General features: G+C 69.8%; 13 protein-coding genes. 6 read left to right on the top strand and 7 right to left on the bottom strand.

Annotated features, from left to right (window positions below; translation table 11 throughout):
- Positions 1-7 precede the first annotated feature (7 nt).
- Entirely contained in the window at positions 8-1822 is a 1815-nt protein-coding gene (locus tag OEB96_RS22290) for a serine/threonine-protein kinase (RefSeq protein ID WP_266218598.1), read from the bottom strand.
- 85 nt (positions 1823-1907) lie between these two features.
- On the opposite strand from OEB96_RS22290, the gene OEB96_RS22285 reads away from it, so the two are divergent.
- The gene (locus tag OEB96_RS22285) at positions 1908-2534 is read left to right on the top strand and encodes a hypothetical protein (protein WP_266218597.1); all 627 of its coding nucleotides are present in this window, start codon (positions 1908-1910) and stop codon (positions 2532-2534) included.
- Positions 2535-2567: 33 nt separating this feature from the next.
- Here OEB96_RS22285 and OEB96_RS22280 read toward each other — a convergent pair whose 3' ends face one another.
- The 3 genes from OEB96_RS22280 to OEB96_RS22270 all read right to left on the bottom strand — a co-directional run bounded on the left by OEB96_RS22280 (position 2568) and on the right by OEB96_RS22270 (position 6133).
- The gene (locus OEB96_RS22280) at positions 2568-3620 is read right to left on the bottom strand and encodes an MXAN_2562 family outer membrane beta-barrel protein (RefSeq protein WP_266218595.1); all 1053 of its coding nucleotides are present in this window, start codon (positions 3618-3620) and stop codon (positions 2568-2570) included.
- Positions 3617-5029: an MYXO-CTERM sorting domain-containing protein gene (locus tag OEB96_RS22275; RefSeq protein WP_266218594.1), complete on the bottom strand. Its 1413-nt coding sequence runs from the start codon at positions 5027-5029 to the stop codon at positions 3617-3619. The genes OEB96_RS22280 and OEB96_RS22275 overlap by 4 nt, the downstream gene beginning before the upstream one ends.
- Before the next feature lie 237 nt (positions 5030-5266).
- Positions 5267-6133: an alpha/beta fold hydrolase gene (locus OEB96_RS22270; protein WP_266218592.1), complete on the bottom strand. Its 867-nt coding sequence runs from the start codon at positions 6131-6133 to the stop codon at positions 5267-5269.
- A 146-nt stretch (positions 6134-6279) separates the two neighbouring features.
- Between OEB96_RS22270 and OEB96_RS22265 the strand changes: the two genes are divergently transcribed.
- The gene (locus OEB96_RS22265) at positions 6280-8043 is read left to right on the top strand and encodes a hypothetical protein (RefSeq protein ID WP_266218590.1); all 1764 of its coding nucleotides are present in this window, start codon (positions 6280-6282) and stop codon (positions 8041-8043) included.
- Positions 8044-8077: 34 nt separating this feature from the next.
- On the opposite strand, the gene OEB96_RS22260 is transcribed toward OEB96_RS22265, so the two are convergent.
- Positions 8078-8512, bottom strand: a complete 435-nt coding sequence (locus OEB96_RS22260) for a YchJ family protein (RefSeq protein ID WP_266218589.1) — start codon at positions 8510-8512, stop codon at positions 8078-8080.
- A gap of 147 nt (positions 8513-8659) precedes the next feature.
- On the opposite strand from OEB96_RS22260, the gene OEB96_RS22255 reads away from it, so the two are divergent.
- The 4 genes from OEB96_RS22255 (at position 8660) to OEB96_RS22240 (ending at position 13155) form a co-directional block, all read left to right on the top strand.
- Positions 8660-9277, top strand: coding sequence for an MYXO-CTERM sorting domain-containing protein (locus OEB96_RS22255; RefSeq protein ID WP_266218587.1), 618 nt, complete (start codon positions 8660-8662; stop codon positions 9275-9277).
- Between the two features lie 102 nt (positions 9278-9379).
- A complete protein-coding gene (gene kaiC / locus OEB96_RS22250; RefSeq protein ID WP_266218585.1) occupies positions 9380-11104 on the top strand; it encodes a circadian clock protein KaiC in 1725 nt (574 codons plus the stop codon).
- Positions 11104-11442 (top strand): circadian clock KaiB family protein, encoded by a 339-nt coding sequence (locus OEB96_RS22245; RefSeq protein WP_266218583.1) that lies wholly within the window; start codon positions 11104-11106, stop codon positions 11440-11442. The genes kaiC and OEB96_RS22245 overlap by 1 nt, the downstream gene beginning before the upstream one ends.
- 57 nt (positions 11443-11499) lie before the next feature.
- Entirely contained in the window at positions 11500-13155 is a 1656-nt protein-coding gene (locus tag OEB96_RS22240; protein WP_266218581.1) for an ATP-binding protein, read from the top strand.
- Between the two features lie 27 nt (positions 13156-13182).
- On the opposite strand, the gene OEB96_RS22235 is transcribed toward OEB96_RS22240, so the two are convergent.
- Positions 13183-13797 carry a hypothetical protein gene (locus tag OEB96_RS22235; protein WP_266218579.1) on the bottom strand — a complete coding sequence of 205 codons (615 nt, stop codon included), beginning with the start codon at positions 13795-13797 and terminating at the stop codon, positions 13183-13185.
- The coding region (locus OEB96_RS22230) for a hypothetical protein (RefSeq protein ID WP_323137425.1) at positions 13794-14475 on the bottom strand (682 nt) is incomplete at its 5' end. The genes OEB96_RS22230 and OEB96_RS22235, both read right to left, overlap by 4 nt.

Below are 14475 nucleotides of genomic sequence, written 5' to 3'. Positions count from 1 at the left end.
GTGGGCCTCAGCCCGAGGATCGCGAGGACGGCAAGAGCTGGCGGAAGTGCCAGCCGTAGAGCTCGAGCGCGCGCTGGGCCTGGTCGAGGTCGTGGCGGACCTTGGCCACCGACACCATGGCCGTGAGCACGGCGGCGATGCTGGAGACGATCAGGAGGGTGATGGCCCCGTGTCCCGAGAGCTCGAGCCCGTAGGGGCGCACCAGCATGCCCTCGGGACCGAGCGCATAGGTCACCGGCCACGCCCCCACCGTCATCAACAGGAGCGGGGCCACGATCACCAGGGCACCGACGAGCGCCGTCAGCCAGCGATGCCAGCCCCGCAGGATCAGCGCGTAGGGGGCGGCGTTGACGGCCACCAGCGTGGGGGTGAGCACCAGCGGGCCGAAGATCGCCGCGGTGCTGCCCATGAGCAGGCTGCTGACCACCATGGTCGGCACGATGTCGTTGGGACCCGGACGGGGATGCTTGGCCACGCGGCGCGCCAAGAGCGACGAGAGCACGGCCAGCACGCTGAGGATGCACAGCGGCACCGGCTCGCGCACGCCCGCCCACCACAAGAGCGGCCAGTATCCGAGCACGCTGCCGTAGGCCCACGAGGCCACGCCTCCGGCCCACGCCCGGGTGGCGGCACGGCGCTGCTCGAGCGCCTCGGCGGCCTCGGGCGGCAGGCGGGTGGGTGGATGGGACAAGAGCCGCAAGAGGCTCGCCATCGCGGCCGGGTGCTCGGGCTGCAACGCGAGCGCGCGCCCGATCTCGGCCATGGCTTCGCGACGGGCCCGAAGGGCGGCGGGACTGCCCGGATCGTCGCCGGCGGCCCGCTCGACGGCCGCCTCGGCCGCCGCGGCGTGACGCTCGGCCATGGTGGCGCGTCGCTCCGAGTCGCGCTCGCCCTCGAGGAAGCGCTCGAGCTCGTCGAGCATGGCCTGCACGGACGGATGACGCTCGCGTGGTGCGGTGTTCGTGGCGCGCTCGCAGATCGCCGCCAGCTCGGGTGGCATCGCGTCGGGAGCGAGCGGGGATGGCTCCTCGTCGGGACGCTCGAGCGTCAGCAGCTCGCGCAGCATCACCCCCAGCGCATGGACATCGGCGGTGGGGCCCAGCACGTCACCGCGCGCCTGCTCGGGGGGCATGTAGCCCGGGGTTCCGGCGCGGTCGCGGCGCGGGCGTGCGCCGTCGAGCGGCACGAGCCGTGAGGCGATGCCCCAGTCGAGCACGTAGACCTCGCCGTGCTCGCCCAGCATCACGTTGGCCGGCTTGAGGTCGCGGTGCAGCACGCCGTGCTCATGGGCGAATTGCACGGCCAGGCACACCTGCGTGAACGCGTTGAGCCGCCGACGTCGCGTCCACCGGGCCACCGTGTCGCGGTCGGATCGGGCCAGCTGCTCGAGCACGGCGCGCAGGGTGATGCCGCGGACCCGCTTCATCGTGAAGTAGATCCGCTGCTGCGGGTCGACCCCCAGCTCGTACACGGGCACCACCGACGGATGCTCGAGCTGGGCCTGGAGCCGTGCCTCGTCGATGAAGCGATCGACGAAGCTCGACTCCATGGGCTCGCCCATGGGCGCGGTGGCGTCGAGCTGGAGCTGGGGGTGGAGCGTCTTGAGGGCGATCCGACGGCCGAGCTGCTGGTCGAGGTACGTCTGGATCATCCCCATGCCGCCCCGGCCCAGCTCGCCCAGCAGCTCGTAGCGGTCGTCGAAGCGCTGCGGAATCGCGCGGGGCTTCCCGGTGGGGCCCGCATCGGGGAGCGTGGGATCGGGGGAGGGCACCCCGGGGGCCGAGACGCGGGTCGGGGACTCTTCGGTGTCGTGGCCGGACACCGCCCGATGTTCGCACGTCGGCGCCTCGACGGACTCGGCTCACCGCAGGGGTTGGACGGCACGGGTTTTCGGGTACAGTCCGGCCATGCAACGCACGCTGCTGCTGGCACTGGGGCTCGTCCTCTCGATCGCTTGTGACGCCAAGGATGGCGAGGTCAAGGTCGGAGGCAAGGATGGCATCGAGGTCACCAAGGACGGGGTGAAAGTCGGTGGCGCCGATGGCGGGGTCGAGGTCACCGAGAACGGAGTGAAGGTCGGTGGTGCCGATGGCGGGGTCGAGGTCACCGAGAACGGAGTGAAGGTCGGTGGCGCCGATGGTGGGGTGAAGGTCGATGCCAACGGCGTGCAGGTCGGGGGTGCCAACGGCAGCGGCGTGCAGGTCGGCGCCGGCGGATCGGTCCAGGTCGCGGGAGGCGGGGGCGAGGTCGAGGTGGCGGACGGCAAGGTGGCGCTCGAGTGCAGCGACGAGGGCTGCTCTCAGGTGTGCGACGCCGGCCAGTCCTGCTCGGCCCGGTGCAGCGGTGGGGGGTGCACCCAGGAGTGCAAGGACGGGGCGGAGTGCGACCTCAGCTGCAGCGGCGGTGGCTGCACCCAGATCTGCGCGGCCGGGTCCAAGGGGTGCGAGCTCAGCTGCAGCGGCGGTGGCTGCAAGCGCACGTCGTGCGCCGAGGGCAACTGCAAGGCCAGCTGCTCCGGTGGCGGCTGCTCGTAGCCAAGGCGGCGAGGGGCGGCGCGGCGGGGTTGGTCAGAATTCGATGGCCAGCCCCACAAACCACGTCGCATCGCCCAGGCTGATCGAGCGACCCACCCCGAAGTTGTCGATGCGACTGTACTGGAATTCGCCGAACACGTAGGTGTGGTTGATGCCGGTGACGATGTCGAGCTTCTTGGCGGTGCCGGGCTCGATGAAGTCGAGCCGTAGCATGCCGCCGGCATTGAGCTGCCAGCCCAGCACGCCGCCGCGCCCGGCCTCGCCTTGGCTGTTGCGGGCCACGCTCCCGGTCCCGGCCTTGACCCAATAGAGGTGGTAGCCGAGGCCGGCCTTGCCGTAGGGCACCAGCGGCACGCGCAGGCGATCGGCGAGCAGCTCGAAGCGGTACGAGAGCAGCACCGACAGCGGGAGCATGGTGAAGGTGGTGCGGTCGGCCAGGCTGCGCAGGTTCTCGCCCTCCGCCGGGTTGGCGATGAGGGCCTGGGCTCCGTCGCGGAACAGCCCGATCTGCGTGCCGATCCCCAGCGGCCCCGCGAGATAGAGGAACTGCCAGTCGAACGCGATCGCAGGCATGGGGAAGGCCTTGGGCTGGTCGATCGCGGCGCCGGTGTCGTCGGTCTCGCCGAAGACGGTGGCGTAGGGGCCAAGGCCGGAGCCGGAGTACTCGCGGTCCACGTTGGGCAGGTACGGGCCCATCTTGAATTCCAGGGCGAAGCGCTGGGGCGATCCGGTGCGACCGGCCCGATCGCGGCGCTCGGGGTCGGGCTGGGCCAGCGGGTCGTCGCGGCGAAGCGCCTCGCTCGAAGGCGGAGGCTTGGTGGGGCCCTCGGTCGGGATCACCCCCGGGGGTTTGGGGGCGGGCGGCGGCGGCGGTGCGGTCCCCTCGGTGGGGTCGTCGTCGTCCCCCTCGCCATCATCGATGGGCTCGTCGTCCGACAGCTCGGTGGTCGGCGCATCCGCATCCTCGTCGACGAGCTCGTCCTCGAGCACGAGGTCGTCGTCCTCGGGGTCGGGCGGCGGGGGAGGGGCCCACGCGGTCGCAAGGGTCCAAAGGGGCGCCGTGAGCCACAGCAACGAGCCGCTCATCCGCACCTCCGACGCCGTGCCGCCACGCCCAGGAGCAAGAGCCCCGTGCCCAGCCATGCCGCCAGGGGCGAGCCCCCGTCGGTGCGGCAGCTGCAAAAGCCTCCGTCCCCGCACAGGTCGCCCTGCTGCTCGCACTGCTCCCAGAAGTCACGGGTCTCGATGGGGGTGGCCGTGAGCACTTCGGAGACGACCTTGGGATTGCCGGCCGCGTCGTAGGCGACCACGAGGAACTCGTAGGTCTGGCCGTTCTCGAGTCCGCTGATCTCGGCGGTGGTCCCGGTGCCCGAGATGTGCTCGGAGCAGACGTACCGCCAATCGAGGGAGGAGAGCGGGGAGTCCAACGGGTCGCCCCCGGTCGTGCCCATGCCGCCCGAGGTGGTGCTCGCGCTTCCCGACGTGGTGGTGAGCCCGTCGCCGGTGGTGGTGAGCCCGTCGCCGGTGGTGGTGAGCCCGTCGCCGGTGCTGGTGCCCACGTCCCCGGTATCGCCGAAGGTCCCGCTGCCCGTCGTGTCCGTCTCGCCGCCGTAGACCACCTCGTCCGGGCACAGGCTCTCGGCCTCATAGTAGAGCTTGCCGTTGGTTCGCGACTGGCCGGTGGGGACCCCGCTGATCTTCGTGAACGGAGGATTGCCGTCGATGTCGGCGCACAGCACCCGGAAACCGACGGTGTCGGCCACCTCGTCCTTGTCCCAGGAGATCACGATCCGCGTATCCCCGGGGCTGGCCGTAAACCCGGAGAACTCGTCCTGTGGGGGGACGTAGTCGAAGCGTACGTTGTTGCCGGTCGATTCTCCGCCCATCGTGGGATCGGTGGGCGTGGTAGTGCCTCCTCCGTTGGTGCTCGTGTCGGCCTGCACCACGAATTCCTCGGACTGGCAGCCGGGCTCGTCGTTGCTCTCCACGCACACCCAGATCCCGGCGTTGCCGACCTGCGACGATCCGCAGGGCAGGATCGGCGTGGCGTCGTCCGGAGGCGTGTTCGTGGTCTCCGAGCGTGACGACAGCCACATCTGCTCGAAGGTGATGACGCGGCCGCCATCGTCGTAGTCGTTGGCTTGGCCGTCGTGCAGCAACACGCAGGGGCGGTCGATGCCCACGCCCTCCTGGCCCGAGTTGCAGTTGAACCCCACGTAGGTGCGTACCTGCGTGCTTCCGGGATATGGAGTGCCGACCGTCTGGTTGAGGAACACCCGTGCCCCGAGCCGCTCGCCGCACTGGCAGGTGGCTCGATTGACGTAGTTGTTCATCTCGGTGCCGTTCAGCTTGTCGTTGACGAGCGCATTGCCATCTTCGTCGACGAACACGTAGGTGATCTCGAAGTCGGCCCGGGCCGCGCCCGGCCACGCGAGCGCACCCACGAGCACGAGCGCGGGGAAGGGCCACCGAGGGTTGGGAGTGCGAAGGGGCATGACGGTCGTCGCGGCCGCGCGGCTGGCAGGGGAAGGACGGAAGGGACTGGATGCTCGGTCCGAGCGGCCGCGACGGCGGGGGCGCTGCAACGATAATGCCACGGCGGCCTGTCGTCGATGTGGTGGAGATCCGGCGATTCGGGGCGAATGCCGGGATGACAGGATGTCACCGCGACCACTTGGTTCGTGCCGTGGCGGCAGGACGGTGGGGCGTGGGCGGGCGGACTCGACGCGCGCTCACCCGCGCGCGAGCACGTCCTCGACGGCCGCAGCGAGCGCTCGTGGCACCTCCTCCTGCAGGAAGTGCCCCGCGGTGGTGGTGGTCACGGGCGCGCGCGGGAAGGCCCGCTCGTGTCGGGGCAGGGCACGGGCGAGGATCGGATCTCGCGTGCCCCACACCAGCGCCATCGGTCCCTCGAATGCCTGCAACCACGCCTGACCGCGTCGCAGCGGAGCCACCGAGGGGTGGTCGGGGCCATCGGGCACCATGCGGGCGAGCGCGAGCGGAGCGATGCGATCCCCGCGGCTGCGCAGCGGCCAGCGGTAGGCCGCGGCGACCTTGCGCTGGAGCATCGATCGGCGATCGCCCTGCACCGCCCACAGCAGCGACTGCGGAAAGCCGAGCCCGCGAAACACCAGGTCGGAGATCACGGGGATCCGCGAGAAGCGGTGGAACGCGGTGCCGCGCGGGTGCGAGGGCAAGAGCACCGAGGTGTTGGCCAGCACGATCCCGGCGACGCGATCGGGCCGCCGCACGCCGATCGCGGTGGCCATCGGGCCGCCCCAGTCCTGTGCCACCAGCACGTAGCGCGGCAGCCGGAGCGCATCGAGCAGCTCGACCAGCGCGTCCGCGTGGCGATCGATCGTGTGGTCGTGCAGCCGGGGCAGGATCGACGACAGCCCCAGGCCCAGGAGATCGGGCGCCACGCAGCGGCGGCGGGGGAGGGCGGCGATCACCTTGCGCCACAAGAAGCTCCACGTGGGATTGCCGTGCAGCATCACCACCGCGGGTGCGTCGGGCTCGCCGTGATCGATGTAGGCGATGCGCCGGCCCGCGTCGGGGCCTTGCTCGAGCAAGTAGGCCCCGCGTTGGACGGGGAGCATGGCAGAGATCCAACCCGGGAGATCGGGGGCGGAGGTCAGCGGCACGGTGGAGATCCTCGAGCGGGACGATAGCAAGAGGCTCCGGGGGTGCTCCACGGGAACCTTCGGGTTCCCTCGAGCGACGCGAGCATGCGACGATCCCGTGCATGCGGACAGTTGACTTTCCATGGGTGTCGGGCTCCGTGCTCGCGGCGATCCTTGCTCTACCGGGCTGTATCGAGGACACGATCCCCGCGTCCCAGGGGGACAGCAGCTCGGGAGGCGCCGACGAGAGCACGGGACCGGTGACGAAACCACCCGCGACCGCCACCGAAGCGACCGACACCGCAGGGGAGTCGAGCAGCGACGGTGGTCCGGCCGAGTGCGGCGACGGGGTGGTCGAGGGCGACGAGGCGTGTGACGACGCGGGAGAGTCCGCCAGCTGCAACGCCGATTGCACCGCGGCCATGTGCGGCGACGGGGTGGTCAACGCCGCCGCGGGCGAGGCGTGCGACGACGGGGGCGAGTCTCCCGAGTGCAACGCCGACTGCACCGCGGCCATGTGCGGCGACGGGGTGGTCAACGGCATGGCAGGCGAGACCTGCGACGACATGGGCCGAAGCGACACCTGCAACGCGGACTGTACGGCCGTGGGCTGCGGCGACGGCATCGTCAACGCGGAGGCCGGCGAGGAGTGCGACGACGGCGGGTTCTCGGCCGGCTGCGACGACGACTGCACCTACGCCGAGTGCGGCGACGGGGTGGAGAACCCCAACGCGGGCGAGCAGTGCGACGATGGCGTGCGGGGCTCGGCCACCTGCGACGACGATTGCACCCCGGCGCAGTGCCAGGACGGGGTGCTCAACGAGGCGGCGGGCGAGATCTGCGACGATGGCATGCAGACGGCGGTCTGCGATCTCGACTGCACCCCGGCCGAGTGCGGCGATGCCTACCCCAATGGGCTCTCGGGCGAGGAGTGCGACGGCGGAGGCGAGACCGCGATGTGCAACGTCGATTGCACGCTGGCCGCGTGTGGCGACGGGGTGGTCAACGTGACCGCGGGGGAGGTCTGCGACGAGGGCGGCAACACCGTGACGTGCGACGGCGATTGCACCCCGGTGTCGTGCGGCGACGGCTATACCAACCCGAGCGCTGCCGAGCAGTGCGACACCGCGGGCGAGTCGGCGGCCTGCGACGTGGACTGCACCACCGCCGTGTGCGGTGATGGCTACGTCAATGCGGTCGCCCTCGAGCAGTGTGACGACGGCGGCGAGTCGGCGGCCTGCAACGGCAACTGCACCGTGTCCTCGTGCGGCGACGGGGTGCTGAACCTCACCGCCGGCGAGACCTGCGACGACGGCAACACCGGCGTGGCCTGCCTGCCGGGCTGCGTGCCGTGTCCGGTCGGCGTGTTCTTCACCGAGGACTTCTCCGACAACTCGGCGGGCTGGACCCTGGGGACCGAGTGGGCGATCGGGCCGGCGGTGGCGTCGGCGGGTCAGTCGTACGGCAACCCCGATCCCGGCACGGATCACACGCCCACGGCCGACAACGGGGTCGCCGGCGTGGTGCTCGGCGGCAATGCCTCGACCGCCGGCCTCCACGACTTCTATTTCCTGACCAGCCCCGTGTTCAACGGCGCAGGGGCGCAGCAGCTCGGCTTCTGGCGCTGGCTCAACAGCGACTACACGCGCTACATGCAAAATCGGGTGGACGTGTACGACGGGGCGACCTGGCAGACCGTGTGGCAGAGCGGGGGATCGCCGGGGGTCCAGGACGCGGCGTGGACCAACATCGTCTACGACATCAGCGCGTATGCCAATCCCAACATGCAGATCCGCTTCGGGTTCAACATCGGCAGCGCGGGCGTGTTCACGGTCTCGCAGTGGAACGTCGACGACATCGAGGTCACGGGCTACACCTGCCCGTAGCTCGAGTAGGAGCGCGGCACGAGCTCGGTCCCTGCTACCTCGAGGGATCGAGCTCGCCGTCCACGTAGCGCCAGCGGTTGCCGTCCTCGAGGAAGCGGCTGCGCTCGCGAAAGCTCGCGTCGCGTCCGTCGAGCTCCATCGCCACCGTGAACGTCACGTGGGCCTCGCCGCGGGCCTCGTCGAGCTCGTGCTCGTGGAGCTGCAGGCCCGAGAAGCTCACGCGTCGGCAGTAGTCGACGAGCTCGGCCCGCCACGCCGTGCGGTCGTCGTTCCAGTGCGGTGCGCTGGGGTGCGTGGTGTCGATGATGAAGCGGACCTTGCCGAGCACGAATGCGGTGTAGCGAGCCCGCACCAGCTCGGGAGGTGAGGGGGGACGGCCCCCGTGGATCCGACCGCAGCAGTGCTTGAGCTTGGCGTTGCTGCCACAGGGGCACGGATCGTTGACCGAGCGCTTCACCATGGCGAGCATGGCCGAAGCGTCGACCGAGTGATCCGCAGGGGTGAGAAAGCGTTCCTTGCGCGGATCAAAGGTTCGTCCTCCCGACATTTTTTCGATCCCGACCCGTAAGACCGTGTGTTGTGGTGTCTTACCTTCCGAACACGCGAGGGGACGCCAATGCTCGACAGGATCATCGCCACGACCGGTTTGGCCGCCACGATCATCGTTTCGGTGCTGCTTGCGCCGGGTACCGCGCTGGCTGCGCGGCAAGCGGTCTGCGAGCATCCCGAGGGCAGCTTCTGCCGGGCGACCCGTGACACCGGCCGCATCGAGTGCTTCTGCCTCGACGGCGAGCACGAGCTGCGCAACGACGAGCTGCAGGCGGTCGACGACAGCGAGCTGATGCGGGCGTGCTGGGACGCGTGGACGATGTCGTGTGCGCCGTGGAAGATCACGGCCGAGTGCGACGACCCTCAGCTGGGCAGCTGCGAGGTCAATGCGGAGGGGCTGGCGATCTGCGACTGCCTCGCGGGCAGCGAGGAAGAGGAGCACGTCGACGCGCTGGTGGGCCTCGGCGAGGAAGCGCTCGAGGAGTCGTGCTACGAGCAGATCGAGCGGATCTGCGAGGTGCCGCAGGCCGCTCCGGTGGCGGGACCGGCCCCGGTGGCACCGCCCGTGTCCGACGTGGAGCCGGCGGCGGCGAGCTGCTCGGTGGATCCGCAAGGCGCCGGGTCGACGGCGCTGTGGATGGTGGTGCTCGCGGCGGGTGTGGGCGTGGTGCGTCGGCGTCGGTGAGGGTTACGGCACCGCGGGGCGAAGGCGAAGGGAAACGCCGACCTCGACCGGATGTCCGGCCTCCTCGGGGCATGGATCCGGCGTGCTACCTTGCGCCGCCACATGGCGAAGTGGACAGGCGGGGGTCCGTCGGAGCGTGGGCTCGACAAGGTCCCGACCGGAATCGATGGGCTCGACGAGGTTCTCGACGGTGGGCTGCCCAGCGGGCGACCCACCTTGGTCTGCGGCGGGGCGGGTTGCGGCAAGACCTTGTTTGGGATGCAGTTCCTGGTGCGCGGGGCGCTGCTTCACGGTGAGCCGGGGGTGTTCATCGCGTTCGAGGAGCGTCCGGAGGATCTCGCGGCCAACGTGGCCTCGCTCGGCATCGAGCTCGACGACCTCCAGGCCAGGGGGCTGCTGGCGATCGACCACATCCGCGTCGAGCCCCACGAGATCGTCGAGAGCGGCGAGTACGACCTCCAGGGCCTGTTCCTCCGCCTCGGGCTCGCCATCGACACGGTCGGGGCCAAGCGCGTCGTCATCGACACGCTCGAGGTGCTGTTGGGCGGGCTGAGCAACTACGGGATCCTACGTGCGGAGCTCCGGCGCCTGTTCGCCTGGCTCAAGGAGCGTGGTGTCAGCGCCATCATCACCGCCGAGCGCGGCGAGGGCAGGCTCACGCGGCATGGCCTCGAGGAGTACGTCTCCGATTGCGTCATCGTCCTCGATCACCGCGTGCTCGAGCAGATCTCGACGAGGCGCCTGCGCGTCGTGAAGTATCGCGGCTCGACGCACGGCACCAACGAGTACCCCTTCCTCATCGACCGTGACGGCATCACCGTGCTGCCAATCACGGGCGCGGGGCTCGCTCATGAGGTTTCCGATGAGCGGGTCTCGAGCGGCGTCGCTCGCCTCGACGCGATGCTCGGCGGCCAGGGGTACTACCGTGGCAGCACCGTGCTGGTGTCGGGCACGGCGGGAGTGGGCAAGAGCACGCTGGCCGCCCACTTCGTCGATGCCACGTGCTCGCAGGGCGAGCGCGTGCTCTACATGTCGTTCGAGGAGGCCCCCGCGCAGATCCTCCGCAACATGCATACCATCGGCATCGAGCTCGCCGCTCACCAGGCTGCGGGGCTGCTGCGCTTCGCCGCCGCTCGCCCCACGGCGTGGGGGCTGGAGACGCACCTCGTGGTGATCCACCGTCTCGTCCGCGAGCACCAGCCGAGCGCGGTCGTGCTGGATCCGATCAGCACGTTCGTCGATGCCGGGGCCAGCGCCGACGCCCACGACATGCTCGTGCGGTTGATCGATGCATTGAAGGGCTCGGGCATCACGGCGCTGCTCACGAGCCTGACCTCCCCGAAGCTGGCGCCCGAGGCGACCGAGGTGCAGGTCTCGTCGATGGTGGACACGTGGCTGCTCGTCAAGTCGATCGAGGTTGACGGCGAGCGCAATCGTGGGCTCTACGTGTTGAAGTCCCGCGGGATGGCCCACTCCAACCAGGTGCGAGAGTTCGTCATCGGCGCGGGCGGCGTCTCCTTGCTCGACGTATACGTCGGTCCCGAGGGGGTGGTGACGGGCTCGGCACGGCTCGCCCAGGAGGCGCGCGAGCGTGACGAGGCGCACCGTGAGGCGCTCGAGCGCGAGCACGTGCAGCGGCTGCTCGAGCGGCGCAAGGCCCTCCATCGCGAGCAGCTCGCGAGGCTCGAGGCCGAGCTCACCGCCGAGACCGTCGAGCTCGAGCGCAAGCTCATGGAGAGTCGACAGCGTGCCGAGGCGGCGCGGGCCGACCGGCGGAGGATGGCATTGGCACGCAAGGCCGACCGTGTCCCCAGTGAGGAATCGTGATGACGCCAACCGCAACCGAGACCCAGGGCGGATCGACCAACGACTCGACCGACAAGTGGAACCTGCGCCTGTACATCGCTGGCGACTCGCCCAACTCACGGGCCGCGCTCGCGAACCTCGAGCAGCTCTGCGAGCAGTACCTCCCGGGGCGGTACGAGATCGAGGTCGTGGACCTGATCAAGGATCCGGTGCTCGCCCGGGATCACCAAATCGTCGCGATCCCGACGCTCGTTCGGAAGCTCCCCGAGCCGATGCGGCGCATCATCGGCGACCTCTCCAACGCCGACAAGGCGCTGGTCGCACTCGATCTCTCGTGCTCGACTCCGGGCAAGCCATGAGCCCCGGTCTTCCTCGACCATCGAACGTGCGAGCGCCAGAATTCCGCCCGGTGTGTCATGAGTGCTGCTTCCGAGCCCACCGGTGACGTGCTCGACCGTGGCCTCGAGTCGTTGCTCGCCCGCCTCGAAGAAGCCGAGGCCACGATCGCCGCGATTCGAGGAGGGCTGGTGGATGCGGTCGTGGTGGCGGGCGATGACGATCGCGACCGCATCTTCCTGCTCGAGCGCGTCGACCTCCCGTACCGCCACTTCCTCGAGCACATGGGCGAGGGCGCCGTGTCGCTCGACGGCTCGGGGAGCGTGGTGTACTGCAACCGCTTCCTGGCCGAGCTGGTCGGCCGCCCTCGCGGAGCCGTGATGGGGACGCCATTCCGAGAATTCGTCGTCCCGCACGCGCAGGCTGCCTTCGAGCAGGCGCTCGTGCTCCATGGCGGTGATGGCGTGCGCGTGCCCTCCGAGCTCGTCGATACCCAGGGACGCACCATTCCCGTTCAGCTCGCGCTGACGGCCTCTGGCCACGGTCACGATCTTCGAATCAACATCGTCGTCACCGACCTCGGCGAGCGCGAGCGGATCCGGGCGCTTCGTGCGGCGCGGAAGCTTGCGGAGGCCGAGAGTCTCGCCAAGGACCGCATCCTCGCCGCCGTCAGTCACGATCTCCGCTCTCCCTTGCACGTCGTCTCGGGGTGGACCGCACTGCTGCGCGCGCACGAGGCCTCGCTCGACCCGATGACCCGCAAGGCGCTCGATGCGATCGAGCGCAACGTGCGGCTCCAGACCAAGCTGCTCGACGACATCCTCGACGTGGCGCGCCACGCCTCGGGCAAGCTGCGCATCGAGCGTGCGGAGCTCGAGCTGAGCACGCTGGTGCGCTCGGTGGTCGAGGGGCTCGCCGTCGTGGAGCAGGCCGATGGAATCGAGCTGTCCGTCGACGCCGACGGTGCGGTGACGATCCTCGGCGACGCCTCGCGGATCGAGCAGGTGCTCCACAACCTCATCGGCAACGCGCTCAAGTTCACGCCGAAGGGAGGGAGAGTGCAGGTGAGACTCCGGCGGCGGGGCTCCTGGGCCAGAGTCTCCGTGGCGGACACCGGAGTGGGCATCGAGCCCGAGCTCCTGCCCAATGTGTTCGAGTCGTTCCGCCAGTCGAAGGAGCGTGAGGCTCGCCATGGTGGCCTCGGTCTCGGGTTGGCCATCACCAAGTCGCTCGTCGAGCTGCACGATGGCCGGGTGTGGGTTCGCAGCGAGGGTGCGGGCCGGGGCAGCACGTTCTGCGTGGAGCTCCCGATCCACTGCGCCCCCCACGAGCGCAGCACGGGCTCGCGGGAGCCGGCCCCGGGGCGGCTCCAGGGGGTTCGGATCCTGGTGGTCGACGACGATGCCGACACGCGAGACGTGACATCCCGGATGCTACGCCGCGAGGGGGCCGAGATCGTCGCCGTCCCGGATGCCGCTGCCGCGCTCGCGCGGGTCGAGGAGGAGCGCTTCGAGGTCGTGGTGTGCGACCTGATGATGCCTGGCACGAGCGGCTTCGCTCTGGCCAGGGAGCTCATCCGCCGTGGTGAGGCGCCCCCCGTGCTGCTGTCGCTGAGCAGCCTCGACTCCGAGGAGGTGCGCACCCAGGCCGAGTCCGCGGGATTCGTCGGCCACTTCGCCAAGCCGCTCGACGTCGAGCTTCTGTGCCGGATGGTCCAGCCGGGCTCGCGAAGCTGATCGGACGCGGAGTCGTGCAAATCTCCGTCAGTCGCATGGTTCCGTGGGCTCCTCGCCGTCGCAGTAGTCGACCTGCATGATCCCGGGGGTCGTGCAGCGGTCGACCCAGCACGATGCGCCGGGGAAGAAGGCGAACGAGGGGTTGAGCTCTCCGTCGACCTCGAACCTCAGCTCTCGGCAGGGCTCGGTCAACCGGACGCGAAGCGTGTCGACGTCATGGTCGCTGAGGAAGCGCAACGTGGTCTCGCCTTCACCGGGTCGTAGGCTCAGCCAGCCATTCTCGGAAGGTGACCATCGATAGGCAATGGTGAAGCCCTCGCTCAACCCGCACCCGTCATAGAACATCGATGCGCGGGCATCGGGGAATACCTCGAAATTCACGAGCACATACGTCCCCAGTGGATCGCCACGCTCTCCGAACGGGAGATAGGGATGTTCGAAGTGATAGCGATCGATCCAGCGCGAGGCGTCGAACGGATCGCCGGTGGTCCTGTCGCTTCCGCTACTCGAGGCGGAGGATGACTCCCCAGCTGAGCCCGAGGATGCGTCGGCGTCGATCTCGACGATGTCTGCGTCGGCGCACTGGCAGCCGACGGGTGAGGCGAGCGCCAGGAGGATCGGGGTGAGTGAACGAGGGGTCATGCAGCTCTCCTTCGGCGCCTCGCGCCAAGCAGCAACAACGACAAGAGGGTGAGACAGCCGCCGCGGGAGGCCGTGGCTTGGCAGTCGCAGCCGTCGGGATCGACATGCACGCCGGCCGTCTCGGTGTCGGCCGGGCTCGTCGAGGACTCCTGAGGCTCGAAGGTCCCCGCGGTGGTATCGAGGGCGGGCATCGTGCACTCCGAGACGTCGAGGAGGCATGCGTCCTGATCGCAGCTCAGTGTTCCGCCCACGTACTCGGGCATCGCGTCGCAACTCGCGTACAGCCACTCGGTGCCATCGCACGTCTCGCTGCCCTCGCGTACGCCGTTGCCACACGCTTCGCAGATCATTGGAGCCGGCGCGGCGCAGTCGCGGAGCCCGTGGGCACACGCCACGGCGTTGAAGTCGTCATACGCGGCCTGGCCGTAGTTGCACGACACGTAGGTGGCCATCGCGCCGGTGAGCTGCTCGTACGTGAGCGCGTTGACTCGCATCGCGTAGAGCAGCGCCTCGGTGGCCGCGACCATGGGCGTCACGCCCGGCGCCCAGCCCACCGAGACGCAGGCGAACGGAGGCGTGGGTTCGCAGCGCTGGCCGTTGAGCATCTGCCAGAACGCCTGGAACAGGCTGTGCGTGCGGTAGCCCGGGCCCTTGTCGCATGCTCCGGTCGGCTTGGGG

This window comes from Paraliomyxa miuraensis (genome assembly GCF_026337845.1).
Taxonomy (GTDB): Bacteria; Myxococcota_A; Polyangia; order Nannocystales; family Nannocystaceae; genus Paraliomyxa; species Paraliomyxa miuraensis.
The sequence above is the reverse complement of the archived record's forward strand: the minus strand, read 5'-3'. Positions and strand labels throughout refer to the sequence as shown.

Coding starts and splice junctions, on each gene's coding strand:
- OEB96_RS22285 (WP_266218597.1), top strand. CDS start 1,908: ATGCAACGCACGCTGCTGCTGGCACTGGGGCTCGTCCTCTCGATCGCT.
- OEB96_RS22280 (WP_266218595.1), bottom strand. CDS start 3,620: ATGAGCGGCTCGTTGCTGTGGCTCACGGCGCCCCTTTGGACCCTTGCG.
- OEB96_RS22275 (WP_266218594.1), bottom strand. CDS start 5,029: ATGCCCCTTCGCACTCCCAACCCTCGGTGGCCCTTCCCCGCGCTCGTG.
- OEB96_RS22270 (WP_266218592.1), bottom strand. CDS start 6,133: ATGCTCCCCGTCCAACGCGGGGCCTACTTGCTCGAGCAAGGCCCCGAC.
- OEB96_RS22265 (WP_266218590.1), top strand. CDS start 6,280: ATGCGGACAGTTGACTTTCCATGGGTGTCGGGCTCCGTGCTCGCGGCG.
- OEB96_RS22260 (WP_266218589.1), bottom strand. CDS start 8,512: ATGCTCGCCATGGTGAAGCGCTCGGTCAACGATCCGTGCCCCTGTGGC.
- OEB96_RS22255 (WP_266218587.1), top strand. CDS start 8,660: ATGCTCGACAGGATCATCGCCACGACCGGTTTGGCCGCCACGATCATC.
- kaiC (WP_266218585.1), top strand. CDS start 9,380: ATGGCGAAGTGGACAGGCGGGGGTCCGTCGGAGCGTGGGCTCGACAAG.
- OEB96_RS22245 (WP_266218583.1), top strand. CDS start 11,104: ATGACGCCAACCGCAACCGAGACCCAGGGCGGATCGACCAACGACTCG.
- OEB96_RS22240 (WP_266218581.1), top strand. CDS start 11,500: ATGAGTGCTGCTTCCGAGCCCACCGGTGACGTGCTCGACCGTGGCCTC.
- OEB96_RS22235 (WP_266218579.1), bottom strand. CDS start 13,797: ATGACCCCTCGTTCACTCACCCCGATCCTCCTGGCGCTCGCCTCACCC.